This is a genomic window from Bradyrhizobium sp. USDA 3397, from assembly GCF_054060965.1.
On sequence record NZ_JBSSDS010000001.1, the window covers coordinates 3,705,611 to 3,730,904 of the forward strand.

Sequence of the window (25,294 nt, forward strand, 5' to 3'; positions counted from 1 at the left end):
TAGTCGACAACGTCACAGCAGGGGCGCGGTGGGTCAAAAGCCCAAATGATCTGATCGATCGCCTCAACGCTCGCAGATGCGAAGCGTGCAGCGATACGACCGGACCGTTTGAGATGCATCATCTCCGCCGCCTAGGTGACTTGCGAAGCGGATCGCTGACGGTCTGGAAACGGTCCGGTTGGCGGCGCAAGACCATTGTCCTGTGCCCGTCATGCCGTGCAGCCGTCTCCGGTCGAGAGCATGCGCGTACGGAAAGCAGTGTGCATTGAAAAGTGCCCGCACGGTTTGGGGGGAGGCGTAGGGATATCCTCTTCGAGGTGTCCCGCGCCTACCCTACGAGACGCGTAGCGGCTCGGTTGACGAGAGCCCGCTGCGGCGAAAGCCGCACGCGCCCAGACGAAAGAATTCCACGAGACTTAAGCCGGGAGACCTGAAATTCCTGCAGCCCATACCAGGATCGAAAGCATCCAAAGGCGCCAATTGAGAAGGCGCCGAGGCGTTCCCAATCCCATCCAGGCGGGCCTGCGGCCTGGTTCCCTCACCAGAAGAATGCCGCCCACTCTTTTATCATTGCCGACGATCTACCCACCAAGTCTGGCGGCGACTTGCTTTTCGTATTCAATGACTTGATCCAGCAACGCCGATACAATCTTGGTAAGAGAGGGAACGTTGGGAATTGCGGATCTAGAAAGATCGTTGAATTTCGAGTGCGGGGCACACGAGATTGCGCGCAGATCGCTTGACACAGGGCGTGAGCACAATCAGCCCTTCCTGGTGGAAACGTCAGGGCCATCTCATGAGATGGACAGCCCCGGAAGGGGTCAAGAGGTTCGCCCCGAGACACCTCATGTCGCATAGGCCCGAAAGAGCCTTTTTGTTTTCTACCAGGCCCCTTGCTTGTTTTCTACCAGGCCTCCTGCGCTTGCGATCGGAGTTGCGGCGTGGCGATTGATGTGGTGGACGACGCCCGCTCCAAGCATCGAATGTGCCAAAGGGGTGATCGTTGAACAACGAATCACCGGAGGGGGTCGTCCACATGCATGTTAACACCATCGGCGTTGATCTCGCCAAGAATGCATTCCAAGTTCACGGCGTAGATAGTGCGGGCAAGGTTGTCATCACCCGTCAGTTGCGACGGAAGCAGGTTTTGGATTTTTTCAGCAAGCTTCCCGGTTGCCTGGTCGGTATGGAGGCCTGCGGCACCGGTCATCATTGGGCACGTGAAATCTCCAAGCTTGGTCACACTGTTCGCCTGATGCCGCCGAGCTATGTGAAGGGCTATGTCAAACGGTCGAAAAACGATGCTGCCGACGCAGCCGCGATCTGTGAAGCCGTGGCACGCCCATCGAAGCGGTTCGTGCCGATCAAGTCGACCGATCAGCAAGCCTTACTCATGTTGCATCGAACGCGGGATCTTTTGATCCGACAGCGCACGCAGCTGATCAACGCGCTCCGAGCCCACCTTGCCGAGTTCGGCCTCGTTGCGGAGACGGGACGCGAAGGTCTCGCGCAGCTGGGCGCGATCATCACGGACGAGAATAATCACGAATCTCTTCCATCTGCGATGAAACAGGCACTGCAGGCTATCGTCGATCAACTCGCTGCTCTGGAATTGCAGGTCGGGGCTCTGGATCGCGCCATTCACGCACATCATCGTGCCAATGATATGAGCTGCCGCCTCGAAACCGTACCCGGGATAGGCGTGATCGGGGCCACGGCCATCGCTTCCACTGTCACAGACCCGAGTGGCTTCAAATCCGGGCGGGATTTTGCAGCATGGATCGGACTTGTGCCGCGGCAGCACTCGACGGGTGGCAAGGAGCGGCTCGGCGGAATCTCCAAGCAGGGAGATCGCTATCTCCGACGGCTGCTCGTCATCGGCGCAACGGCCGTTGTTCGACAAGCCCGGCTGCATCCGCAAAAGCATCCCTGGATTATGAAGCTGCTGGCCAAGAAGCCAGCCAAGCTCGTCGCCGTTGCGGTGGCCAACAAGATGGCGCGGATCGCTTGGGCGATCATGGCCAAAGGAGGATACTATCGAAGGCCGGAACTCGCTGCAGCCGCCTGAAGAGGCTTGGCAATGGGAGCATGAGGCGACGGTGTAGCGAACAATCGAATTGCGAGGGTGATGATGGCGTGATGCGAAACGGTCGAGCCGTCGATTGGGACAACCCGCTTCTGGGTCATGGGCGTCAAAGCCCGGGCGATTGATTGGGACCCGATCCGCGGACTACATCAGGGCCAGCGGTCATGGTGCCGCGCAACAGGCCGGACACATGACTTGCACCCGACCGCAAGCCGAACGTCAGAATCTTCTTGCAACGCGGGCGTCGTCCACACATGACCCTTCGACGCCAAATTGATCAGGGTTGCAAATTTCGCCTGGCCGAAGGTTGCGACGCGCCTGCTTCAGTCGGCACAAAGGCGCTGGACGCGCATCTTCAATTAACGCGTTCGTCTCCCTTCCACTGCTCAAGCGTAAACGGAATCACGTAGGTAGCGGATTTTCGCCCTCGCCCGCGGCCAGCCGTCATCCAACTAACAAGACGGCCGATCGCAATCATCGCCGAGATCTTCCGCACCGCGGCTCAAGACATGCGCGCCGGCTGACCCTCCACGGCGATCGCGCAGCAATTCGGCGCAGAAAAGGAATTCGTTGCTGGAATTCTGCTGCAAATAAGCGGTAGTCTCAGACACGAAATTGGAATCAGCCGGGCCTCGAACGACAGGCCTGAAGAAGGCCGACCGTTCGTGTGCCCAGATCCTTCTTTTCGCTCGCCGAATCGCCCGGATTCGGTGTCGATTGAGCAGACAGATCGGCCAACAAAGGAACGCGAAGAGCCGCCAAGTACGCCCGCCAAGCCGAAGCCGCTCCGCACCGCCGACACCGATGGCATCACCGCTCCACTGCGGCACCGCACGTTCCGCAGGATCTGGGTTGCCAGCCTGGTCTCCAATCTGGGCAGCCTGGTGCAGGGAGTTGGAGTGGCATGGGCGATGACGGAAATGTCATCGTCGGCGGACAAAGTGGCGCTGGTTCAGACGGCCCTCGGACTGCCGGTGATGCTGATCGCGATTCCGGCTGGGGCGATTGCCGACCTGCATGATCGCCGCATCGTGGCTTTGGTTTCACTCGGCATTGCTCTGACGGCCACAGCCACGTTGACCGTGCTGGCCTGGCTGGCGCTGCTCACGCCAGACCTGTTGCTCGCACTGTGTTTTGCAGCAGGTTGCGGCACCGCGATGCTGGGACCGGCCTGGCAGGCGGCGGTGAGCGAACAGGTGCCACCACACGCAGTGCCAGCCGCCGTCGCGCTGAACGGAATTAGCTATAATATCGCCCGCAGCGTGGGTCCCGCGATCGGGGGCATCATTGTCGCAACGGCAGGGACCGTTGCCGCATTCGCTCTCAACGCCCTATCTTTTTTGCCCCTCATTGGTGCGCTCTATCTGTGGAAGCGCGCCGCTGCGCGGTCGCGTCTGCCGCCGGAACGGCTCGGCCGGGCCATCATTCTGGGCGTCCGCTATATTGCGAACTCTCCCTCGATCATGATCGTGCTGGTCCGCACGGTCGTCATGGGCTTGATCAGTGGCGTGATCCTGGCGCTCCTGCCCTTGGTGGCACGCGATCTTCTGCTGGGCAGCGCGCCAACATACGGCCTGTTGCTGGGGGCATTTGGCCTCGGAGCCGTCATCGGCGCCGCCAATATCGCTCGGGTGCGCAAACACCTCAGCAGTGAAGCTGCGATGCGATGTTGCGCCCTCGCCATGGGCGCGGGCATCGCGGTGATTGCGGTCAGTCGTAACCCGCTGCTCTCTGCATTGGGTTTGGCCGTAGCCGGCGCTGGCTGGACCCTGTCCTGGACCCTCTTGAACATTGGCGTACAACTTTCCGCGCCCCGGTGGGTCGCCGCGCGATCTCTGGCGGCTTATCAGGCGGCAGCATCCGGCGGCCTGGCACTCGGTAGCTGGGGGTGGGGTCATCTGACCGACGCCAGCGGTGTCGAAAACACCCTGCTGATCGCGGCGGGGCTGATGCTGGCGTCGCCACTGGTCGGTCTGCGTCTGCGAATGCCGCCTGTAGACGCTCGCGTCGAAGAAGGAAGCCTGCTGGAGGATCCGGCGGTCCGGATGCCCGTGGTGGGACGCGATGGACCCATCGTCGTCGAGATCGACTATCGGGTGATGGAGCCGAATTCACACGGGTTTCGAGAGATGATGCAAGGCCTTAGGCTGATCCGACAGCGTAACGGCGCCTATGCTTGGTCGATTGCGCGAGACATGGCGGATCCAGAAAGGTGGATCGAGCGCTATCAATTCCACACATGGCACGATTACCTGCGGCAGCGCAGCCGCCCCACCCAGGTCGAGCGGGCGCTGGAAGCCCGTGTCATCAAGGAATTCCACGAGGGGCCGGGCAAGGTGCGTGTACGCCGCACGATGGAGTGCAGCCGAGATAAAAACTAACCCGGTGGAGCGCCGTCGACGCAGGCGCTTAAGGACCGGACAGCTGGCTCGAAGACGCGCTCTGCCAGCCTGAATGCGCGTAGTGCCTCGGCACCGCGATCGCCTCCGAACTTGCGGTCTACTTTGCGGGCCAGGTCGAGCGCGCACGGCAAGACATCGGAGAACGAGCTATCGACAACACTCGCCGATGACATGTCAGCGCCACTGTCCTCCCTGCCGCTCGAATGCATAGGTGGGATTCAAGCCGCAATATGCATCGGTCCCTGATGCAGTGGCCGTGCACTGTTCATAGGTCGAAAACTGGCAATTGCCTGGGTATCCCCAGGCGCGTCCCTGCAAACAATAAGCGTCCTGTCGAGCTTGGGAGACGTAGGCGTGTCGTTGCGGAGCGGCAATCGAAGGCGATGCAAAGCCCACGAAGATAAGGCTGGTAAATACGCCGATAGAGACAGGATTGCGCATGAGACCTCCAGCACAGTTGAATATTGCTACAAGGGATAACGACTCCGGATTTGACATCTTGATCCTAATCAAAGCCAAAAGATTCCGTGAAGCATCCTACGAGCGCCCGGACGCATCAAGAGCCCGTGATCTGCAAGCCCCTGCAGCACCGCAGAGGGATCAGGCCGGTCAGCCTCTTCGTGGATCGCTACCGGTCGCCAGTTTTCCTTCCTGGCTGTGATCTGCTCATCTCCTCCGACGTGGACGAGTCCTGTTTGCCGCGACCGACTTTCCTGAGAATTCCAATGCCAGTCCTGCGGCAATCGAATTCGGAATAGAGCTGGTGGCGGCACGTTGCCGCCGGCTACCAGATCGCAATCGTTTCTTCGGTTTGGCTTGCGAACGCGAGCTGGCTAGGCACTGCAACGGCAATTGCAGGCGCGGGCCGATCTCCGCAAAACCTGCCTTGACGTACAAGGCAAGGCCAGGATTGCGGCTCCACATTGGCTGCCTTGGCGCCGCCAACTCAAGCTGAGTCCAGCCTTTCACCATGCCGAGCTCCACGGCAGCCTCGATGAGACGCATTGCGACGCCGGATGATCGCTGGTCTGGCACAACGTAGAGTTCGGTGATGGTGGCGTAGGTTCCCCGCGCAAAAAAAGCTGCGCTTTCCGACATCATGATAACGCCGACAGGGCGATCCCCGGTGAACGCTAAAAGGCCACAGATCGCTCCTTCATGGCGAGGAGTTCAGCAGCAAGCTGGGTATCAGGTGCGGCCTGTACCTCCCCACCCCCAAGTTCGGCAAGCAGCGCAACAACGATCCGGGTCACCGTTTCGGCGTCTTCGACCGACACTTCTCGCGTGGTCATCATATGTGTGGTCCTTCTCCAAGCTCAACTGACATAGCAGCCGATCCAGCGGCCGGATCGGGCTGGACCGGCGAGCAACATTCTATCGGTGCGGATAGGCTGCAATGTTGAAGTTGACATGACGACTTTGTTCGAACCGTCGAGCGCGAGTAACGTCTGCGTGTCATTTCCCGGCAGGCTGAAAGCCCGGACTCAGAGTCAATAATAATCAGCCAACAAGCACGAGCAACCGTTGATCGCGGCAGAGGCCGCCAGCGTCAAATCGCCACGGCTTCGGCTCACATCATCACGATCAGCCCTCGCTGCATGACGCAGGCATCATGCGCGGGCAACGCCATAGTGCCGTCACGCTGTTGCAAGGCCATTTCTTGGATGATCTGGTCTGGCGAGCCCGCTCGGCGAGAAGATTGTCATCGTCATCACGTGGACACATGCAGATGTGTGAATTCACTGAGATCGAGCTGGATGGCCGCGACCTCACGCGCGAGCTAAATCAATTGTAACCCTCAATTGTTTTTGATGCCTGCTATGGTGGATCCGCACTTTATCAGGTCACATAAAACGGTTACGGACATGTCCGTCGATTGGGAGTCAGCTGCGCGCCCATAAGACAAGTTGAATAGCCGGGAATCGTGACATGCAAGTCAAAGAACAACTCGACACAGCCGTTAGCGAATTGATGTGGAAAATCGTCGAGCTGCACTCGCAGTTCGAAGAGATACACAGGAGCTGGGCTCAGCTTCTCGGCATCACGGAACCGCAGTGGTTGATCTTGATGGCCATGAGTGAACTCGACGATGGTCGGGGGATCTTGAGCACTACAGTCGCCAACAAATCACGAATTCACCCAGCCTATGTCACCACCCTGACAAAGCAGCTCGAAAAGCTGGGGTTTCTGACCCGTGAAACTCTTTCGGATGAGGCGGGGTCCTTGCGTGTCACCCTGACCGAGGGCGCCCGGGCGAAACTCCGGAAACTGTCGGCCAAGAGACAGGCCCTCAGCTTCACGATGCTAGATGGCTTCGATGAGGAGGCAGTTCGCCACCTGAACAAGAGGCTCAATTTGCTTGCCAACAATAGCCGGCTAGCCTCGCAAAAGCTGAGTATTGGCATTCTGTAGGACAGGCACCCCGTGCCTTCCCAATACAAGGCACGGGGTCAGATCAAGCGCTCCGGTGTCGCAGCTGCAGCGCCCGGACCAGGATCAAGAACAAAGCTTGGGAAGGCGCAGCGCGCTGCATAAAAACCTCAGTGCGGATCGGCGGAGACACCAAGCTGTTCCACTGCCGCCGTTGCCGAGAAGAGCGATCAGACGGCCAAACTCATGACAGTCTTTGCTCTAGCCAGCCGAAGATTCGATCATCGCAAATCACGAAATTCTCGAGTTCGCCTGCATCAGTCATGGTGCTCGGCGAAATGATCAATTGCAGATCCATCCTTGCGACCGCGCAGGCATTTTGTAGCTCGATCGCCTCGGATGCGCTGACGATACCTCGCCCGCCGGCCACCACGAGCACCGGGCACTTCAACCGTCGAAGCAATCGCAAGCGACGTGCTGCTATGACCTCGTCGTCCGGCGCATTGGGAACTCCGGCAACCCATTCGACGGCAGCCATCGTCCGAGCCCAATTCCACAAGCCACCGTCGCAGACGGCGGCGGCAACGCGGCTATCAGACACAGCGAGATCGGTCGCCAAGGCTGCCGCCATTCCATCGCCATACACACCGATGCGCGTGGCATCGACGTCATCCCGCGTGGATAAGTAGTCCAGGCAGCAAGACAGTATTTCGTTGGAATGGCCCCTTCGATTGTCGGAAACATCATCATATGTGACCGCAAGAACTGACATCCCTCGATGAGCCGCGGCGGGTAATAGCCTTCCCAGCAATGTTGTCGACGTCTCATCTTCGGCGCTTATGCAAATGATTGCCGGTGCTCGCGAAGAACCGTCGGAGGGCAAGTAGTGAGCCTCTATCGCAGACTGATCGTAGCATTCGATTTGGACACGCTCGATCGGCTGCTTCAACGACCCGAATGTCTCAATTGCGCTTCCAATTCTGGCCGAAACGGCCTTGCCCTGCCCGGCTTGTTCTCTGGCAAGCCGCTTTGCGAGCTCAAAGGCTGTCAGCGCGCATAGCCATGCCTTTGCTGCCTCATCAACGTTCCCCTCCCTGCACTTTGCATTGCCCAACATGCCATGGGCATCCCCAATCTCAATCCACCTGCTGAACCACTCCGCACCCCCAGCGGCGCGGCTGGCATCCAAATTCTCCAGGAACGTTGCGGCGCTGTGCCGCGTCGATGCAAGATCGTCCCTCAGCCGAGGCCCTGTAGCGCGGTCCATCCCAATCGCCCTTGATGCGGATTTTCCCTAGATGGCCCGGTTGCGCGTGCCAGCCAAGTACCACGAGTTGCGCGGATACTATCGAGCGGCGGAGGCGATACGCTCTCGTGTGAAGCCTCCTGATGCTTAAATCCGGCGGGCAACCGGGAGAACGCGCCGCTTTTGTGCATTGCCTGGCCCTGCTGGTGCGAGAGATGGTGAGGGAGGTAAAGGTAGGCATATGGCCGCACGCCAAACCTGGCGTCCGCCAAACGGCGCATCGCCTCAAGGGAAACGGCACCCGGAGAGCGTGAGCATAGCGAACCGAAGGGGTACGCGGGTCCGAGTGCTGTGACGAGACCGGTTCAAGAGCGGCACCCGGGAACGGGGCAGTGATAGCGATCGTCGAAAGGCGAGCCCCTTCCCCGAGCGTCCCCGGCGAGGAGCTCCGCATTCTCTAACGCGAGGGATCAACGTCGCACGGCCGAGACTGTCGCGCGCCATGGAAAACTGCCCCCTCGGCGCCATGAGGAATTGCCCCCTCCTTGGATAGCCAAGGAGAGAGCAAATGAACGAGGAACGAATGACTAGAGGCTCGTCGTGGAGTGATCCACGGGGGCAGGTAATGAAGACGCCGGATGGCGTGGCGGAGATGTTGCGCCTGAGGGCGTGCTGATGGGGCTGAAGCGGATTGCGCGCGAGCTGGGCTGCAGCCATCACACGATGAAGGGTTATGTGGCTGCGAGCGGGGTGAAGCCGTTTAAGTCGCCCGAGAGGCCGCATCGGCTCCATGGCCTTGAGGGGCTGGCTGCGCGAGAGGTTCATTCGCCATCGTGGCAATGCGGACGTGGTGCGCCAGGATCTATTGACTGAGAAAGGCGTGACAGTCAGCCTGCGAACGCTGCAGCGCGCGGCAGCCTTATCGGCAGGCGCTGAAGGCGGAGGCGCTTGCGACGACGCGGTTCGAGACATCCGGGTCGCCAGCTGCAAATCGAGGTCGAGATCGGCGGAACGAAGGTCAAGGCATTCGTGTTCGTGGCGACGCTCGGACATTCGCGACGGCTCCATGTGCGAGCGTTCCGGGCCGAGAAGCAAGAATGTCATTCGGCCCTTTAATTGCGGTTTGATGTCAAGTGGTGTCTCCTTTCTTGAAGGCGGTAGCGCTCGACCTGTCGGAGCCCGCCGATTGCGTAGAGAGGCGAGCGCGGGTGATGACGTGCCAGTCCGGTTGCGGTTTGTCGTCCGCACTCCGCTGCAAACGTTGAGGCGCTCGATCCGGACATCATCATGAGGCGCTCGCGACCTCGGAAAGGACCATGACCCCAGCTACGACATCAATGCAGTTACGCCGAAGCCGCCAACGACATCGATTATTCAATGCCACTAGGCGATCGGCCATCCGCGATCGCTCCGTCTCCGCAACCTGACCAGCTCCGACGGAGCAATCGCTACCGGCGTGCCAATGGAGAGAAAGAATGGCAGCTTGACAACAACCCGCAATTGAAGGGCCGATTGACAGATCGCGGCGCAGCACCACCTGCACCTGCAACGACAATGAGGCGAAGCCTTTGCGCATGTCGGTGTGGCCCGTCGCCAGCCACACTCGAACTCCCGTAGGAACCGGGATCATTGCGGGTCCAGAGCCTCGATGATCCGGCGAAGTGCCTCAACGTCGACGCCCGCATCGACAATGACACGCCGCCCGCCGGCCAGCTCGATCTCAACCCGACGCTCCGTCGAATGGGCTGTCGTGCTCTCCGATGACGCCGACACCGACGCCACAGGCCCATCCTCGGCCACAACGGCCCTGACAAAGCCAGCCTCGGACTTGCTCCGGTTCTTCGCCAGAGCTCTTCGCCAGGTCACCAGCAGAGAACGCGACAGGCCGTATCGCCGCGCTGTCGCCGCAACCAGGCGCGGCTCGGACAGGCTCTCCAGAACAATCCGTGTCTTCTCCTCTTCAGACCAACGCCGCCGCCGGCCTGTCTCCACTACTTCTAGTCGATTCAGCGCACTGATCGTATGGCTGTCCATACGTACAGTTCTCAACCATCAGGCCGGCCCGCCGCAAGGCGTCTGTCCTCGGAGGCTTACGATCTCGTTCGGGCAAAGTCGCGTCCTTGTCGTCTGGACCGACATCATCCTCCCGAACGGCGCGACGCTGCAGATCGGAGGCATGGCAGGCACCGACCCCGAAGGGTATGGCGGCTTCAATGACGAGGTCGACAATCATTATTTCCAGGTGTTCGGATCGGCGATTCTGATCGCAACGCTCGGTGCCGGCAACGATATGTCGATGCCCGCAAGTTCACCTTACGGATATCAGCTAACGCCGACGGATGCCCCGCGCAACAGCTTTGCTGAGTCGTTCGGCCGCGTCGCTGAACAGACGATCCGCAAGAACATGAACGTCCAGCGCACTCTGGAGATTCGACCGGCTATGTGTTCAAATTCTTGTCGATCAGGACCTTATCTTTACCGCTGCGTATTATGAATGAAAATCCCCAAGCACCTCCACTGTGAACCACAGGATCTTTACGGACGTAGAAACCTCGACCACCATTGTGCAAGCGGGCTCAACACATAGGACGAGACGCCCCGATGGGCCACATGCGCATGCGCTCGCGACTGTCGCGAGCGCGTTGGTTCAGTTGACGATTTGCCCCAATTCCATCGCGCAGCTTCCTCGCTAGCAGCAAGGTAAGATGAACGGGAAAGAAGACACTAAACAATCGCAATTTTGGAGACGCTCAGCTCAAGTGCGCGAGAATAGTTTTCGCTCCGTTCTTGGTTAGGCTTTCAGGGCGCTGTTCCGCGCGGGCGCGGAAGAAACCGGACTCGGTTCTGGCCAGACTGGACTGGACGGCGGGCGGTTATTTGAGCGACAGATTGATCGATGACGAATGGGAGAATATCTGGCGCTGGAGCCAAGTGTACCAGAGTTCCTGGTGCTCGATGGCGAGTTTATCGGCCTGCTCGACATCCCGCTCCTGAATCGCTTTCACAATGAGAGCATGCTGCTCTAGCGTTAGGTTCACGTGCGCAAACAGGTCGGGATTCCTGCTTTCCGATAGGTCCTCGGCATCATCCTTAGCGTTGCCCGTTTGAGAGAACGTCGCTCCCGAAAAGCGCGACGAGGCCATCAGGTTCCGCCGGTAGAAATCAAAGAAATACGGATTCCGCGCCGCGTCTGCTATCGCCATGTGAAACGCGATGTTCGCTTCCTGGCGCTTCAGGTGATCGCCACTATACATGCTCTTCTCGAAACCTATGTGAGCGGCCTCGATCCGCTTAAGGTCAGCCGGGGTGCGGTTTTCTGCCGCGAGTCTGTCAATCAAACGACTCGCGATGAGCAGAGCACCGAACAGGCGGGGAATATCGTCCAGATTAAGCGGCGCGATGCGCGCCGACCTTCCATCTCGGATCACCAGGTCCTCGGAAATGAGCTGGATGATGGCCTCGCGAACCGGGGTCCTTGATACCTTCATCGACTGCGCCAGTTCAGCCTCATCAAGAACGGATCCTGGCCCGAGTTCCAGTCGCAGGATCCGCTGACGCAGCATGTTCAGCGCTTTGAAACCATCACGCTGCGGGTTTTTTTCATTCATCCAAGACCTCTTCGGAACGCTGGACCGCGGCTCAGGTTCGCTTAAGCAGCAAAGCCACCGTCACCGGCGAATACCTCACCTCGAGATCGATCCTTGTGGGCCTCGGCAATACGGTCCTGCTGGCCGTTTTGGCAATGCTGCTCGGCATAGCGCTCGGTGTGGTCATCGCGATCATGCGGCTGTCGGCCAATCCCATCATTAATTGGGTGGCGATTGGGTATGTGTGGCTCTTTCGCGGGATTCCCTCGCTCCTTCAGCTTCTCATCTGGTTTAACCTCGCCCTCATTTTTCCCACTCTGGGCATACCCGGTCTTTCTGAGTGGCGCACGGTGGACGTGATGACGCCCTTTGTGGCGGCCTTCCTTGGGCTGGGTATCGCTCAAAGCGCCTATACCTCGGAAGTCGTCCGCGCCGGACTGCTGTCGGTCGATAATGGGCAATACGAGGCTGCAAAGGCCATCGGAATGCACAGCCTCAAGGCACTGAGCCGAATAATATTGCCTCAGGCCATGCGCGTTATTCTTCCGCCGCTGGGCAACGAATTCATCGGAATGGTGAAATGGACGTCCCTGGCGAGTGTAATCCAATTCTCCGAAATCATGTATGCGGCTGAGAGTATCTATTACGTGAATAGTCGCGTGATCGAATTGCTGTTTGTCGCCACTTTTTGGTACCTGGCCGTCGTCTCCATCCTATCCGCACTTCAAAGCAAAATCGAACGCTACTTCGCTAAAGGAGCTCGCAATGCCTGAGCACATTGTCGGAGGCGGCAAGATGAATCCCACCATGAGAGTCAATGACGTTCGCAAGTCGTTCGGGAGCTTTGAGGCCCTGCGCGGCATCGACCTAGAGATCAACCTTGGCGAGGTTGTCTGTTTGATCGGGCCGTCGGGCTCCGGAAAAAGCACCATTCTTCGGTGTATCAACCAGCTCGAGACAATCGACGGCGGGGCAATCTGGATCAATGGAGAGTTGGTCGGATACCGGCGTTCTGGCAACCGTTTGCTTGAGCTGTCGGAGCGGGAAACCGCGCGTCAGCGGCTGTCGACCGGGATGGTGTTCCAGCGCTTCAACTTATTCCCGCACATGACCGCGCTACAGAACGTCACTGAAGGCCCGGTGCAGGTGCTGAAAGTCGGCTCCAAACAGGCCGAGGATTACGGCCGCGAGTTGCTTGTCCGCGTGGGCCTCGGCCACAAGTGCGACGCCTATCCCGTGGAACTGTCCGGTGGTCAGCAACAGCGTGTAGCGATCGCCCGCGCGCTCGCGATGAAACCAACACTCATGCTGTTCGACGAGCCTACTTCGGCCCTCGATCCCGAACTGGTGGGAGAGGTTCTGTCGGTCATGCGCAGCCTCGCTAAATCTGGGACCACGATGGTGGTCGTGACCCACGAACTTGGCTTCGCGCGCGAGGTCGCTAGCCGCGTGTTGTTCATGGACGGCGGGCTGATCGTCGAAAGCGGTCCGCCAGAACAGGTTCTCGTTAGCCCTACACACGCGCGAACGCGCGAGTTTATTTCAGCGGTACTCAACTGAAATCGCATTACCAACGTAGCAAACAAGGTAAGTAGCATGTCAAAACGCAGCAAATTGTTGAGCCTCGCTGTCGGCTTCGCGCTGGCGGTTGGCGCAGCCCACGCCCAGGAGGCGAAGACCCTCAATGTAGGAACAATCGTCAGCTACCCGCCGCTTGAGTTCAAGGATCCCCAGACGGGCCAGCTGACCGGCTTCAACCACGACCTGCTCGCAGCGATGGCCGAGAAGGCCGGAATCAAGCTCAACTGGATCGAATTCAGCTGCTCTGACCTGGCAAGCTTCGCGCTGCTCAATACTGGTCGCGTGGACATCTACGGCGGACTGATGGGAGACAATCCGACCCGCCGTGCGGCTGGCGTCAGCTTCCTCGATTTCATGTACGAGCCCTACTATCTCTACGCGTCCGGCGCCAACGCCGACAAATTCTCAAATCCGACCGCGCTGTGCGGCAAACGGGTGGCGAATACCCGCAGCAGTAGCGTGATGACGGCGGCCGTCGACAAGTGGAGCGCGGAGAAAACTGCGCCGCGGCAGGCCTTCCCGCGGTCGAGCAACTTGGCGCCAACAGCACTCCCGACCAGCAGTTGATGTTGAAACAGGGCCGCGTGGATGCCGGTTACACCGGGGTCGGTTCGCTGGTCCAGTCGAAGCGGTCCGGAGGGGATCAATACAAGGCTCTGGGAAAGCCGCTGGCCAAGCTCATGTATGGCTATACGTATCTCGAAAAGAATAGTGAACCCGTTAAAGCACTTCAGAAGGCCCTCAACGAGCTCATTGCCGACGGAAGCTATCTGAAGCTCATCGAGAAGTGGGGGCTGCCTGTCGAAGATAGCTCCATCGGCAAATGTGCCTCCATCAATGCGGGGCAGTAAGCGGCACGTATAGACACTGGCACTGGGGCGCTGGCCAGATCCAACTGCCAGCGCCCTGAACGCCGGTAGCAGTGGGTTACGGATGCTGCTCGCGCTGAGTGCCCGTGGCACCTCGCAGCAGAAGCATCACCTCAGAACGCCGAGGACGAGGTTGGGTCAATCACCCGGCCCGCGAAGGAGATAACATGACGTTATGTGTTAGGTCTGCACCGGCACAAGACACGCTTGAGTTCGCCGGCACGGCATACTTGGACGGGCGCGCGAGCGATCCGCGCCGGCTGGGCTGGATGCAGGGCTTTCCCCCGCCTCACGATAAGCAAATGGCAATAGCTTGTGGGTAATTGAAAGCTTCACCGGACGGATACGCAAGAAGCCGGCGTGCCGGACATCATTCGACTGAGTGAGCAAGATGCGTCCCGAGGTTTGATCAGAGGAGGGTGAGCAAGTGGCGTGCCAAGTCACAGCGCAGGATGCAACTCATGACCCCTGCCGATGGTCACAGGTGATGGTCGCGAGATGAGAGAGGTGGATGACGTCTGCACTTTGGGGCACTTGCAACAATCGGGGAAGGCCGACATCAGACAATGTTGCAGGGCATGCCGATCCTACCCAACTGCCCCTCACCGGTGAGGTGCGCATTGACCCTCGTGTGCCTGTCAGAAGTCAAGCCGTGGTGGGGCCGCGTAGGCGGTCGTTTGGTATGGCCATTGCTGTAATGAGGCCAGCGCGATGCGAAGACGAACGGCTCTCTACAATTGGCCGATCTTCCGGCGTCTAGCGCGCGAAGTGGCCCCGCCGTCTGACTCACGAAGACGCCGGGATAAGACAATGTGATCTCATATATTGGACCCTCGCGCATTTCTATCAAAGTAATGAAGTTCGGCGGATCGAGTTTTCGCAATGCGGAGTCCTATCACGCCGTTTCCAAACATATGCTGGACAGGCTTGCAAATGACGCTCACCAAGTCGTAGTCGTGGTTAGCGCGATGCAGGGCCATACAGAGGCACTCAAGTCCTTGGCGCTAGCTGTAAATGAGACCTGCAAGACCGCTGCATTGCATACCGTCCTCACAGCCGGAGAAATGATCTCCGTTGGGCTGCTTGAAGCAGCATTGCAACGACATTCAGTGTCGACATCGTCGCTCTTTGGATATTCGATTGGAATCAAAACATCCATGGTCTCTGGCAAGACTCTTATCGCAGAAGTCGACGATAAACCGCTCTTAAGGGCGCTGGATTTGGGCCGCGTGGTCATCCTTGCAGGAGCGCAGGGCGAGGATGAAGATGGACGCGTCTCAATGCTTGGCCGCAATAGCTCGGACTTAACGGCCGTAGTAGCCGCCGATATTGTAGGAAGTGGCGTTTGCGAAATCTATTCGGATGTATGTGGGATCTACACTGCCGATCCGAGAATTCTGAGGCAAGCAAGACTGCTCCCGGAAGTCTCCTATGCCAACGCAAGCCGAATGGCGCGCTGCGGTACGAAGGTGCTTCACTATGGCGCAATTGATTATGCCGCTAGCCGTGGAATTGTTATTTCCTGCAAATCCTTGCTGCCAAGTGAGACAACCGGGACGCTGGTGGCGAACGAGGGAGGCGGGGCTTGCGTGGTCATCAATCCATCGGCAATAAGGGTCACATTTCAAAGCGACGTCGACAAACGTAGAGCGGAAGACGTGTTTCATAGGCTTGGTATTATGTGGATCGAGTTAAAGCAGCATAGTGAGCCCGAGGGGTATTTAACTCACGACGTCGAGGCCGCGCTTCTCGCCCTGCGTGAGGAAGGTATCTGCCCTCTTAGAAGCCTGCAGAGCATCGTGATCGTGGAAGCGGGTGAGCGCGAGCCGAAGACATACGAATTTGGAGATCTTGACGCAGCGTCATACTGCGCTCAGAGAGTTCATGCTGAGCTCTGCCCCATTGGAGCGCCTCGTTAGCTGTCTGGCCTGCATTTTGTCATTTTGTCATCTGCCGCTCGGTTAGATCGGGCTAGCCTTGGCTTGCAGAAATGAACCGTCGGTGTCGAACCCGGCCTACTTGACAACTGCTGTGAGATGAGGCGCCGTCAGGATCAGCGCGGACTTGACAGGTCCGCGCGCAGAGCGTGCCGCATGCCGCCTCTGGGCAGCTAAGCGTGTTACGCAGGGCGTCGGACGTACGGGCTGCCAGTACCTACGAGGCAGGTGAATCTCAACCAAGTACCGCTGGTCTGCATCGAGCAGACAGTCCGCGTCAGACTGAACGGTTCTGACGGCTTCTTTTGCTCATTCCTAAGCGCTTAGCCGGAACCCTTGCTTCGGGATCGGTATAGCTGTGCGAAAGAAGCCTCGGGCTTGGACGGAGGTTTGGGATGGGACTAAAGCGGGATGGGTTTAGGCTGAATCGATTTGGGATTCCCAAATCAGCCGGTTTCTGATTCACCATGCTGGCTGGACGGAGGCCAGCATGGATGGGCAAGCCGTACTCTCTTGATCTTCGCAAGCGTGTTGTGGCCGCGATCGAGGGCGGGATGTCCCGCAATCAGGCCGCCAAGCAATTTGGGGTGGCAATCAGCACGGCCATCGGCTGGATGAAGCGGGTTGATGAGACTGGCAGTGTCGAGCCTAGCCAGATCGGCGGCTACAAGCCGAAGGCAATCTCGGGTGAGCACGCGGTCTGGCTGTCGCAGCGGATCAAGGACGGCGATTTCACCATACGCGGTCTCGTTGCTGAGCTCGCCGGGCGCGGCCTGAAAGTCGATTATCACTCGGTATGGGACTTCGTGCATGCCGAGAAGCTCAGCTTCAAAAAAAAGCGTGGCGGCTGGCGAACGCGATCGTCCCGAGGTCGCGCGGCGGCGAGCCCAGTGGGCAAAGTATCAAGATCGCGTCGAAGCTGAACGGCTGGTCTTCATCGACGAGACCTGGACCAGGACCGACATGGCCCCCTTGCGGGGATGGGCGCCGCGCGGGAGCAGACTTCACGCAAAAGTCCCCCACGGCCGCTGGAAGACCATGACCTTCCTGGCGGCCCTGCGCCATGACCGGATCGATGCGCCATGGTTCATCGAGGGGCCGATCGATGGCGTGAGCTTCCGCACCTATGTCGAGAAGGTTCTCCTGCCGACCCTTCAGCCCGGTGACATCGTCGTCTTGGATAATCTCGGTAGCCACAGGAGCAAAGTGGTTCGCCAGCTCATCCGTTCGGTCGGCGCCAAACTCTTCTCCCTGCCAAAATACTCGCCAGACCTGAACCCGATCGAACAAGTCTTTGCCAAGCTTAAGCACTTGGTCCGCAAAGCTGCCGCGCGAACCGTCGACGCTGTCTGCGCAGCAATCGGCCACGCACTCGATGCCTTTACCTCAGAGGAATGCGCCAACTACCTCAAAAATTCAGGCTATCGAACCTAACACTACTTTGGCAGATTCTATTTGCGCCCGTGTTTTTCAAGGATTTGTTTTCGGCAGTAGGGACGCCGTTGAGGCGGCGGCCGAAGGATGAGATCGACGATGGCGTGACGTACGGCGGGCATGGTTGGCTGAGGCGGTGGCCCGTTGATTCTTTTTTTTCCGCCCCGCGTGGGCGAGGCGACGATGTTGCAGGAAGGCGTAGGCGATCATTGTCATCAGGGCGTGGCGATGAAGACCCTGCCATGATCGCCCCTCGAAGTGATCAAGTCCAAGCTCCTCCTTCAACTGCTGATGCGCCTGCTCACAAATCCATCTTGCCTTGATGGTGGCGGCTAGTGTGCGCAGATCTGTCGCCGCAGGGAGATTGGCAAGATAGTATTTCTTCTCCCCTGAGGCACGTTGCTCGCCAATGAGCCAAGCTTCGTCGCCCGGGAGATGCTGCTGTCCCTTGTCCCAAATCCGCTGCGGAGGGCCATCGGCGGTGCGGACCCGGAGAGCAGCAAATCGGGCTTTTAGCCGACCTTTCGTCCCGCTGCGCCAACTCACGGTTTTCCATTTGGCGCTGGCCAGCATTTGTTCTGCCGCAATCGATAAGATATCGGGCACGTGGTGCTTTCGTGGTTTCCCGCGGACTTTAGTAATCGGCCAAATGAGCTTCACATCGACCGGATACACTTTCAGGTGCCGAGGGATACCGACAGCCCAGGCCAGCCCGCGCTCCGTTAGCCCTTGTCGAAACGGTGCGCTGAGGCCGTATCCTGCATCCGCCAGCACACATCCAAAGCGCACCTTGGCTGCCATCGCGCGGTCAATCTCGGCCAAAGCAATCTCCGGCTTGGACCGTGGCGATCGGTGTTCGACTGGTACGCGAGCGCGCTTCAAACGAGACATGTCGCTCGTCCAACTGTCGGGCAGAAAGAGACGTAACGCGACCATCACAGGCACTTCGCCGCGCGCAAGCGTTAAAGACACCAGCGTTTGGCAATTTGCTGTTTTACCGAGAGCCGACGCGTATTGAGCCGCAACACCGACCGAGCGCTCCCCCTTCTTCGGCAGTGAGGTGTCATCAATAACCAACACCGCATCGCGGCCGCCGACAAGTCGGTCCGCCTGGTTGAGCAGCTCTGTCTCCAGCGGCGTCGCGTCCCAGACACCGTCCGCAATGAAATGGTGCAACTGGTCGTAGTTGCTCGTGGCAAGGCGTTCCGCCATCGGCTGAACGCTCTTGCGATCGCCAGGACCGATCAGTCCCGCAACATACAGAGGACACATCCGCTGTCGGGTCTTATGACCCAGCCGGTCCAAGAACGGCATCAGCCAGCGTTCGAGTTCGTCTTCCCATCCCGGCATGGTCAGCCCTCCAAGAGCCGACCACCCATGAATCATTGAAAAATCGATTCGGGAATCCTATAAAACGCGACAAAATCAACAATCTGCCAAAGTAGTGCTAATGTCATCACGCTTTAGACAGCAAAAAGGGAGTCCATTTGCACGGCTCAACGACGGGGTCGGTGAGCCGGCTGGAGGTTCTTGAAGGACCATCCGGGCGCCGCGTACGTTCTGAAGCTGAGAGAGCTCGGATCGTCGACGAGAGTCTGTTACCCGGTGCCCAGGTATCCGAGGCGGCGCGCAAGCACGGAGCGACGCGCTGGCAGATCTACGATTGGCGTCGGCGGTTTCGACAGCGAGGCATGTTGCCGCTATGCGAGGCGATGCAACCGACATTCGCGCCGCTGGTCGTGGAAGGTGCGTTGGAGGAGCGTCAGGTTCCGGCGATCAAGCTTGAGATCGCGATCAGCGATGTCGTGCTGCGGACGGATATGACCATTGATGCCGAGCAGCTGTCCCGACGGATTCGCGCGGTGCGAGCGTCACGATGATCGCGGCTGGTGCGGATCTGAAGATTTACGTTACAACGCGGCCGATCGATTTCCGCTGTGGCCATGATAGGCTTGCGACGAAGGGGCAGGAGATGCTTCGTCTCGAGCCATTCAGCGCCGGCCTTCGTGTTCCGATCGAAACGAGCTGACCGCATCGAGAGTGTGGTCTGGGATCGAACGGGCCTGGTTTTGGTGCACAGACGCTTCGAAGGTTGCAAGTGCGTTTGCCCAATGTCGCGGACGGCGTGATGCGGATGTCGCCGGCGATGTTCGCGACCTTGTTCGAGGTACTGGATTGGAGGTTGGTCCGTCCGGAGGAAGCACGACGCCCGCGGTCGGCGGGATAACTGCGGCAGAATGACTCGGAAGCTATTTTGAACGTTGCAGGCGCCGCGGCGGTGCGCTCGAAATAGCGCATGACATCGCGGCGCTGCGCGACGAAAATGAACAACTGAAAGCGCTTTTTGGCGCAACGCAGGCGGCCTTGAGCGAGCATCAGGCGGCACTGGCGACGTCTGAAGAGGCGCGGCGTCGGTTGGATGTCATTCTCAGCGAATTTCGGCGACACGTCCGAGAAGCTGCCGCCAGATTAGTATCACTTACCGCTGGAAGACGTGGAGATCGCGCAAGGCATCCTGGGCGCGGCGCAGGAGAAAGCCGAGGCTCTGATCAAGGGCCGATCGCGGAGCGCGCCGGATCAAGGTTCTCGTCGCAATCGCGGCTGCTTGCCTGCCCATTTACCGCGGGTGGAACGGATCATCGAGCCTGCGAGCACGCTCTATCCGTGCGGTTGCGGCGCCATGACGAAGATCGGCAAGGATGTCAGCAAACGTCTCGGCGTGATCCCGGCGAAATGGCGGGGTGTTGGTCACGCGCCGTCCCGCCGCTGCTCCGGCCCTGTCGTGCAGGCGCACGCCCCGGAGCACGTCGTACCCAGCGGGCTGCCGACCGAAGTGGCCATTGCGCACGTGGTCGTCTCCAAGTTTGGTGACCATACACCATTTTACCGCCAGTCCGAGATCTATGCGCGCCAGGGCATTCGGCTTGATCGGCGACGCTGGGCAACTGGTCTGGTCGCGCCATGCTTCATCTTCAACTCATCGCAGACCAATGCGCCGCCACCTGGCCCTGGCGGATCGTCTGGTCATGGACGAAACCACGGTGCGCCAGTGCTCGATCCCGGGCGCGGTTAACCTAAGAAAGGTACTTCTGGGCGATCGTGTCCGGTGACCGCGGCCATAGCGGCCCAAGTTCGCCGATCGTGCTGTTCCGATATGCCGCCAGTCGCAGTGGTGCCTTCGCCGAGCAATTCTTGGACGGCTTTGGCGGACACTTCCTGCAATGTGATGCCTATGACGGTTATGATCGGCTGACCGAAGTCGCTCGATTGCGAGCGCCTTGGACGCTCGTGCATTGCTGGAGCCATTTGCGCCGGCGCTTCGTCAAATTGGCCCGCAACAGCAAATCGCCGATTGCCGAGTCCGCCGTTCGGCCCATCGCACAGCTTTACGCCATTGAAGCCATGGTGCGCGGTGCATCGCCGGACATCCGGCTCGCCGCGAAAGGAGCATTCGTTGGCTCTCGTCACCGCTTTGAAAATGTGGTTCGAGAAGCAGCTATCGATGATCTCCAGGGGATCGACACTTGCCGAGGACATCCGCTATGCGCTGAATCACTGGCAGGGTCTGACCCGCTTTCTCGAAGACGGGCGCCTCGAGCTCGACACCAACCCGGTCAAGAACGCCATCCGGCCAGTCTGCCTAACCAGAAAAAATGCTCCCTTCGCCGGGCATGAGGTCGGGGCAGAAAACTGGGCCTTGCTCGCGTCGATCGTCACCACCTGCAAGCTCCACGACGTCAACCCGGTCGCTTACATCGCCGAAACACTCGAGGCGATCATCGACGGCCTTCCTCATAGCAGGATCGAGGACCTCATGCCGTGGCGTTTCCGCAAATAGTCAAGCCGGCCCCAAGAAGGATCCCGCCTAAGCGCTCACGTTCATTCTTGACGTGACGTTGGCGAGCGCCGGTTCGTTAAGCCAAAAGTGGCCCATCTCGCACTGGGATATCGAAGTTCATGCAGCTTTATCATCGCCTGAGTGAGGCGCACTCGTGTAGCCCGAAAGGCCAATTGTTCCAAATGGCCGAGATCCTCACAGGTTGGGTAGCCTAGCGAACGGTGACGCGCGTTCAGTAGCATACGCGTGAACTGATTGAAGATCAAATACACGCTTGATGCTCGAGAAGAGCCATCATCGGGAACTTATCAGAGCTCTGCGCTAAACTAATGTTGATGTTGTCAACTGCGCACCTTGAGCCGACAGCGGCCGTGTCCAAGTGCGGATCGCGCCCCGGCGAGTTGATAAGGCGCGTCTGGAGCGTCACTTCAGGAGAGGTCGCAGACTGACACTCTGGTCCCGAAAGTGTAGCACTCGTGACATGCGGAAAAGGACGACGGCTAACGTGCCCGGCGATGGTCCAGATGGCTTTGAGGGGCCGCCTAAGGGAGAATTGATCGGATGGCACAGGTCATGTCAAAGCAGCGCTCGACTGGCTCACGGTTTCCGCTAAGCTCTCTTCAAAGATGTCCAAGCCTTTGTTCAAGGTCTCAGAGTCGATTGTTAGCGAAGGAAAGAATTTGATGACCTCGCCCGTAGGACCGCATCGCTCGATGATCAAGCCGCGACTGTACGCTTTGCGTGCTGCAGTCTCTGCGATCTCGCTCGTTCCGCAGTCGAAACCGAGCGCCATCCCGCGGCCTCGAACCGTGAACCGTCTACCATGCGTACGCGAGATAGTGTCAAGCCGGTGATGCATCAGCGTTCCCATGTGGTAAATGCTCTGCGAGAAGGCGCCACTCCGCCAGTAGATATTCAAAGCTGCGGTTGCGGAGACAAGCGCTAGGTTGTTGCCTCGAAAGGTGCTCGTGTGCTCTCCCGGTTCCCATTTGTCGATCGCAGCTTTGATCAACAACATGGACAGCGGGAGGCCATATCCGCTCAACGACTTGGACAATATGACGATATCCGGCGACAACTCCGCGAACTCAAAGCTGAAGAAATCGCCAGTGCGGCCACAGCCCATTTGAATATCGTCGACGATAAAGACGGCTCCAACCTCCGCCGCTATGGCCTGAATCGATCGCAGCCATTCCTTTCGGGCGACGTTAATACCGCCCTCCCCCTGGACTGTCTCGAGGAGAATCGCGGCTGGCGCATCGATGCCGCTGCTCGAATCCAGTAGTACGTGTTTTAGATATTCAGCGGTATCAATCTCCTCTCCCAGATAGCCGTCATAGGCCATAAAGGTGACGCCAGAGAGTGCGACTCGGCTGGCCTTGCGATAGAATTGGTCGCCGGTCGCTGCGGCAGCGCCGAGACTGAGGCCATGATAGCCGCGTGTGAAAGAAATGATGTTCTGCCGCCCTGTGACTTTACGCGCGAGCTTCAATGCGGCCTCAACGGCGTTGGCACCTGTGGGTCCCGTGAGTTGAAATCGATAATTTAAGCGCCGCTCCCGAAGGATAACTGAATCGAAAGTCTCCATAAAGGCGAGCTTGGCTGGAGTGGTCATATCAAGTCCGTGAATGACAGCATCCGATGCGAGATAGGCCCTAATAGCAGCTTTTATCTGGTGATTGTTATGCCCGTAATTGAGTGCTCCGGCACCGGATAAGAAGTCGATGAACCGTTGGCCCTCCTCGGTCAGCAGAAAAGACCCGCGTGCACGGCTAAAACAAGCCGGGAAGTAACGTGAGTACAGGCGAACGTTGGAGTCTAGCGAGTCTAAAACCTCTATAGTACGCGAGGAGCCGACAGAGTCATTCATAATCGCACCTTCACCTTGTCCAGGAATATGGCCGGTGCCGATGACTTAGCCGAGCGTCCGAAATATTGAAGCTCTCAACACTGGTAGCTCTCGTTAATCGATCAGAACTCGTGGATTTGGTTGAAAGACCGTCGAGCGCCAGGGCGCTTTGTTGCGAGTGGCCTCCGCGGTTTTTGCCGAAGCTAGGCTTTTGTGGCATCTGTCGATGCGACGGGTGCGACAGGCCCGGCGCTCGTCATAGGCGCTGGGCCGCGGGCGCGAAGCCACTAGAATCGAACGCGGGGCGAATGTCATGCTGGCGGCCATCGTCTCTCATGTGTGAGGCGAAGGGACGACGGCGACAGTGCAGCGTGCAGTCAGCGGAGGAGACAGCTCGAGTCGTTAGTGTTCTCTGACGGCCTGATGAAGTCAGCGGACAGGCTCGCCCTGTGAAGAGCGGACCAGAAGAGCCGTCATGCGTTCTGCCAGCCTCTGGGCGCGTATTGTAGCCGGCGCCCTGCGCCTTTGAGCGTTAGCTCGGTTGCAGGACCGCCGCGAGACCACGGCGGGGTTGTCGACTGGGTTAGGCGTAGCCGTCAACCAGCATAGCAGGTGCGTTCCCCGATCTGGAGTTCAAGCGATCAATACGGTTTTTTTCGCTTACTGGCTATTCGTGGAACAACGACGTATATGGTTAAGGTGCTGGGCTGGCCGCCGGCGAGCAGCGCGCAGAACAGCATGGCAGTGGTGTCTGCGGACCGCTGCTCGGTCTGCGTCTTTGACCGCCGCTTGAACTCTTCGTATACTCGTTCGATCGCAACGGTAGGCGGGTGAGGGCGAACAGGCGCTTGCCCGCATTCTCCAGACTGTCGGCGACGGCGCGGTGCTTGAGCCGCCGTTTGCGGATGAAGGCCTTGCGGCGAGCCTCGATCTCCTCGCAGGTCGTCGCGTAGATGATGTCGCTATGGTCGACGGTGATCTCCTCGTGTGGCGCTCTGGGGCGTGCGCCAGTAGGTTCCTGTGCTTGTGCACCGGGCCGCGCGGGACCGGCACGCCGTCCCACACGGCGGCGATAGCCTTGTCGAGCCCCGGCGCCCCATCGACGATCAGGAACTCGGGCCGCCTGCAGCCCGCGCCGGACGAGATCGTCGAGCACACTGTGTCCGGACCTCGGTACTCTCGCTACCCATGCTCTTGATCGCCAGCAGCACGTTCTGCCCGTCCGCGCGCACGCCGATGACGACCAGCAGCGAGATGGAGGTCGCCTTATGGAGATCGCCTTGCGGTGGAGCCGCACGCGGACCACGGTGCTGTCGAGAAGCAGCCGCACGATCGGCTCCTCGGTCAGTAAGCGGGCAGTCCAGTCGTCCCGGTCGCTCTTCACCTTGCGCCAGGCCCGGCTCACCGTGTCTTTGCCGACGGTCCTGACGAACAAGGCCGCGAGCGCGCGGCGAACTCGGCGAGCGTCGGTTCCGGCGAGATAGCTCGAAGCAATCAGCGCGTCGGCGGCCAGCCTGCGACGCTGGTAAGTCCGCAGTGCCGAGCTGTGCCACTCGGTGGTCTTGCGGTCGGCGTCCAGTCGGGCGCACGGCACTGCGATCTCAACCGGCCCGAATATCCCGGTCAGTGTCCGCTTCCGACTGCCGTGGTGGTGGCCTGCAACACCCGCTCTCCCTTCATCGCAAGCCAACTGACTTCGTCCCGTAATGCGGCCGGACCAGCACGGCGTCGAGTTCGCCGCGGATCAGCTCTTCGATGAACCCCCGCGCTAGCAAGAGATTTGGCCAGTCGGCGGCAAACTGCAGAGGGCATCTATTCCGGAAAGAGGAGTGCACAAACAGCGGTGTGTCTAGGACCAAGCGCGCGCCTTGTCTCAAAGCGGCCAATCGTTCCGAACGCGACGTGATGCATGAAAGGGCGTTGCGCAGTTCTCGCGGTGGCACAAATCCTGCCAGACTTGGAAACGGCGTAACAGCTTGATGCCATCTCAGTGTGCCGACATGCATACTGCTCCTACATGCCTGAAGTGGTGTTGCCGCACTTCGGCCCATCGGTAGACGGGTGTCGGTACGCCAGTTGCTGACTTCCTTCGGTC

At 59.2% G+C, this 25,294-nt stretch carries 21 protein-coding genes and 4 pseudogenes; 16 read left to right on the plus strand and 9 right to left on the minus strand.

Features of this window, described 5'->3' with window-relative positions; genetic code table 11:
* The first annotated feature begins 53 nt into the window (after positions 1 to 53).
* The 3 genes from ACVWYQ_RS17140 (at position 54) to ACVWYQ_RS17150 (ending at position 4,467) form a co-directional block, all read left to right on the plus strand.
* Positions 54 to 269 (plus strand): HNH endonuclease, encoded by a 216-nt coding sequence (locus ACVWYQ_RS17140; RefSeq protein WP_456727174.1) that lies wholly within the window; start codon positions 54 to 56, stop codon positions 267 to 269.
* 767 nt (positions 270 to 1,036) lie between these two features.
* Complete coding sequence (locus ACVWYQ_RS17145) at positions 1,037 to 2,068, plus strand: IS110 family RNA-guided transposase (RefSeq protein WP_456727175.1); 1,032 nt, start codon at positions 1,037 to 1,039, stop codon at positions 2,066 to 2,068.
* An 827-nt stretch (positions 2,069 to 2,895) separates the two neighbouring features.
* A complete protein-coding gene (locus ACVWYQ_RS17150; protein ID WP_456727176.1) occupies positions 2,896 to 4,467 on the plus strand; it encodes an MFS transporter in 1,572 nt (523 codons plus the stop codon).
* Positions 4,468 to 4,662: 195 nt separating this feature from the next.
* On the opposite strand, the gene ACVWYQ_RS17155 is transcribed toward ACVWYQ_RS17150, so the two are convergent.
* From ACVWYQ_RS17155 to ACVWYQ_RS17165, 3 genes are all read right to left on the minus strand, one after another.
* Positions 4,663 to 4,929: a DUF3551 domain-containing protein gene (locus ACVWYQ_RS17155; protein ID WP_456726070.1), complete on the minus strand. Its 267-nt coding sequence runs from the start codon at positions 4,927 to 4,929 to the stop codon at positions 4,663 to 4,665.
* Positions 4,930 to 5,154: 225 nt separating this feature from the next.
* Positions 5,155 to 5,589, minus strand: coding sequence for a GNAT family N-acetyltransferase (locus ACVWYQ_RS17160; RefSeq protein ID WP_456726071.1), 435 nt, complete (start codon positions 5,587 to 5,589; stop codon positions 5,155 to 5,157).
* A 32-nt stretch (positions 5,590 to 5,621) separates the two neighbouring features.
* On the minus strand, positions 5,622 to 5,783 hold the full coding sequence (locus tag ACVWYQ_RS17165) for a hypothetical protein (RefSeq protein ID WP_456726072.1): 162 nt from the start codon (positions 5,781 to 5,783) through the stop codon (positions 5,622 to 5,624).
* Positions 5,784 to 6,417: 634 nt separating this feature from the next.
* Here ACVWYQ_RS17165 and ACVWYQ_RS17170 point away from each other — a divergent pair.
* A complete protein-coding gene (locus tag ACVWYQ_RS17170) occupies positions 6,418 to 6,900 on the plus strand; it encodes a MarR family winged helix-turn-helix transcriptional regulator (protein ID WP_456726073.1) in 483 nt (160 codons plus the stop codon).
* 202 nt (positions 6,901 to 7,102) lie between these two features.
* Here ACVWYQ_RS17170 and ACVWYQ_RS17175 read toward each other — a convergent pair whose 3' ends face one another.
* Positions 7,103 to 7,975, minus strand: coding sequence for an alpha/beta hydrolase family protein (locus ACVWYQ_RS17175; RefSeq protein ID WP_456726074.1), 873 nt, complete (start codon positions 7,973 to 7,975; stop codon positions 7,103 to 7,105).
* 1,755 nt (positions 7,976 to 9,730) lie between these two features.
* A complete protein-coding gene (gene tnpA / locus ACVWYQ_RS17180; protein ID WP_456727177.1) occupies positions 9,731 to 10,138 on the minus strand; it encodes an IS66-like element accessory protein TnpA in 408 nt (135 codons plus the stop codon).
* Between the two features lie 61 nt (positions 10,139 to 10,199).
* Here tnpA and ACVWYQ_RS17185 point away from each other — a divergent pair.
* Positions 10,200 to 10,602: pseudogene (locus ACVWYQ_RS17185) on the plus strand (TrbI/VirB10 family protein); the annotation flags it as partial.
* Positions 10,603 to 10,977: 375 nt separating this feature from the next.
* On the opposite strand, the gene ACVWYQ_RS17190 reads toward ACVWYQ_RS17185, so the two are convergent.
* Entirely contained in the window at positions 10,978 to 11,712 is a 735-nt protein-coding gene (locus ACVWYQ_RS17190) for a GntR family transcriptional regulator (RefSeq protein WP_456726075.1), read from the minus strand.
* A gap of 89 nt (positions 11,713 to 11,801) precedes the next feature.
* Here ACVWYQ_RS17190 and ACVWYQ_RS17195 point away from each other — a divergent pair.
* From ACVWYQ_RS17195 to ACVWYQ_RS17220, 6 genes and pseudogenes are all read left to right on the plus strand, one after another.
* Positions 11,802 to 12,464 (plus strand): annotated as a pseudogene (locus ACVWYQ_RS17195) (amino acid ABC transporter permease); the annotation flags it as partial.
* Between the two features lie 22 nt (positions 12,465 to 12,486).
* A complete protein-coding gene (locus ACVWYQ_RS17200) occupies positions 12,487 to 13,251 on the plus strand; it encodes an amino acid ABC transporter ATP-binding protein (RefSeq protein ID WP_456727178.1) in 765 nt (254 codons plus the stop codon).
* A 36-nt stretch (positions 13,252 to 13,287) separates the two neighbouring features.
* Positions 13,288 to 13,839 carry a transporter substrate-binding domain-containing protein gene (locus tag ACVWYQ_RS17205; RefSeq protein WP_456726076.1) on the plus strand — a complete coding sequence of 184 codons (552 nt, stop codon included), beginning with the start codon at positions 13,288 to 13,290 and terminating at the stop codon, positions 13,837 to 13,839.
* Positions 13,839 to 14,123, plus strand: a complete 285-nt coding sequence (locus tag ACVWYQ_RS17210) for a hypothetical protein (protein ID WP_456726077.1) — start codon at positions 13,839 to 13,841, stop codon at positions 14,121 to 14,123. The genes ACVWYQ_RS17205 and ACVWYQ_RS17210 overlap by 1 nt, the downstream gene beginning before the upstream one ends.
* A gap of 830 nt (positions 14,124 to 14,953) precedes the next feature.
* Positions 14,954 to 16,060 carry an amino acid kinase family protein gene (locus ACVWYQ_RS17215; protein ID WP_456726078.1) on the plus strand — a complete coding sequence of 369 codons (1,107 nt, stop codon included), beginning with the start codon at positions 14,954 to 14,956 and terminating at the stop codon, positions 16,058 to 16,060.
* Positions 16,061 to 16,572: 512 nt separating this feature from the next.
* A protein-coding gene (locus ACVWYQ_RS17220; protein ID WP_456726079.1) for an IS630 family transposase occupies positions 16,573 to 17,512 on the plus strand; the annotation gives its coding sequence in 2 pieces (ribosomal slippage) (positions 16,573 to 16,908 and positions 16,910 to 17,512; 939 coding nt in all).
* A gap of 36 nt (positions 17,513 to 17,548) precedes the next feature.
* Here ACVWYQ_RS17220 and ACVWYQ_RS17225 read toward each other — a convergent pair.
* Positions 17,549 to 18,898, minus strand: coding sequence for an IS701 family transposase (locus ACVWYQ_RS17225; protein WP_456726080.1), 1,350 nt, complete (start codon positions 18,896 to 18,898; stop codon positions 17,549 to 17,551).
* Positions 18,899 to 19,023: 125 nt separating this feature from the next.
* Between ACVWYQ_RS17225 and ACVWYQ_RS17230 the strand changes: the two genes are divergently transcribed.
* From ACVWYQ_RS17230 to ACVWYQ_RS17250, 5 genes and pseudogenes are all read left to right on the plus strand, one after another.
* Positions 19,024 to 19,392: a transposase gene (locus ACVWYQ_RS17230; RefSeq protein WP_456726081.1), complete on the plus strand. Its 369-nt coding sequence runs from the start codon at positions 19,024 to 19,026 to the stop codon at positions 19,390 to 19,392.
* A 63-nt stretch (positions 19,393 to 19,455) separates the two neighbouring features.
* Positions 19,456 to 19,641: an IS66 family insertion sequence element accessory protein TnpB gene (gene tnpB / locus ACVWYQ_RS17235; RefSeq protein WP_456727179.1), complete on the plus strand. Its 186-nt coding sequence runs from the start codon at positions 19,456 to 19,458 to the stop codon at positions 19,639 to 19,641.
* A 365-nt stretch (positions 19,642 to 20,006) separates the two neighbouring features.
* Positions 20,007 to 20,585, plus strand: coding sequence for an IS66 family transposase (locus tag ACVWYQ_RS17240; protein WP_456726082.1), 579 nt, complete (start codon positions 20,007 to 20,009; stop codon positions 20,583 to 20,585).
* Between the two features lie 68 nt (positions 20,586 to 20,653).
* Positions 20,654 to 21,140, plus strand: a pseudogene (locus tag ACVWYQ_RS17245) (IS66 family transposase); the annotation flags it as partial.
* Between the two features lie 69 nt (positions 21,141 to 21,209).
* The gene (locus ACVWYQ_RS17250; RefSeq protein WP_456727180.1) at positions 21,210 to 21,350 is read left to right on the plus strand and encodes a transposase domain-containing protein; all 141 of its coding nucleotides are present in this window, start codon (positions 21,210 to 21,212) and stop codon (positions 21,348 to 21,350) included.
* A 571-nt stretch (positions 21,351 to 21,921) separates the two neighbouring features.
* Here the strand turns inward: ACVWYQ_RS17250 and ectB are convergent.
* A complete protein-coding gene (gene ectB / locus ACVWYQ_RS17255) occupies positions 21,922 to 23,220 on the minus strand; it encodes a diaminobutyrate--2-oxoglutarate transaminase (protein ID WP_456726083.1) in 1,299 nt (432 codons plus the stop codon).
* A 680-nt stretch (positions 23,221 to 23,900) separates the two neighbouring features.
* Positions 23,901 to 24,968, minus strand: a pseudogene (locus tag ACVWYQ_RS17260) (IS256 family transposase); the annotation flags it as partial.
* Positions 24,969 to 25,294: the final 326 nt, after the last annotated feature.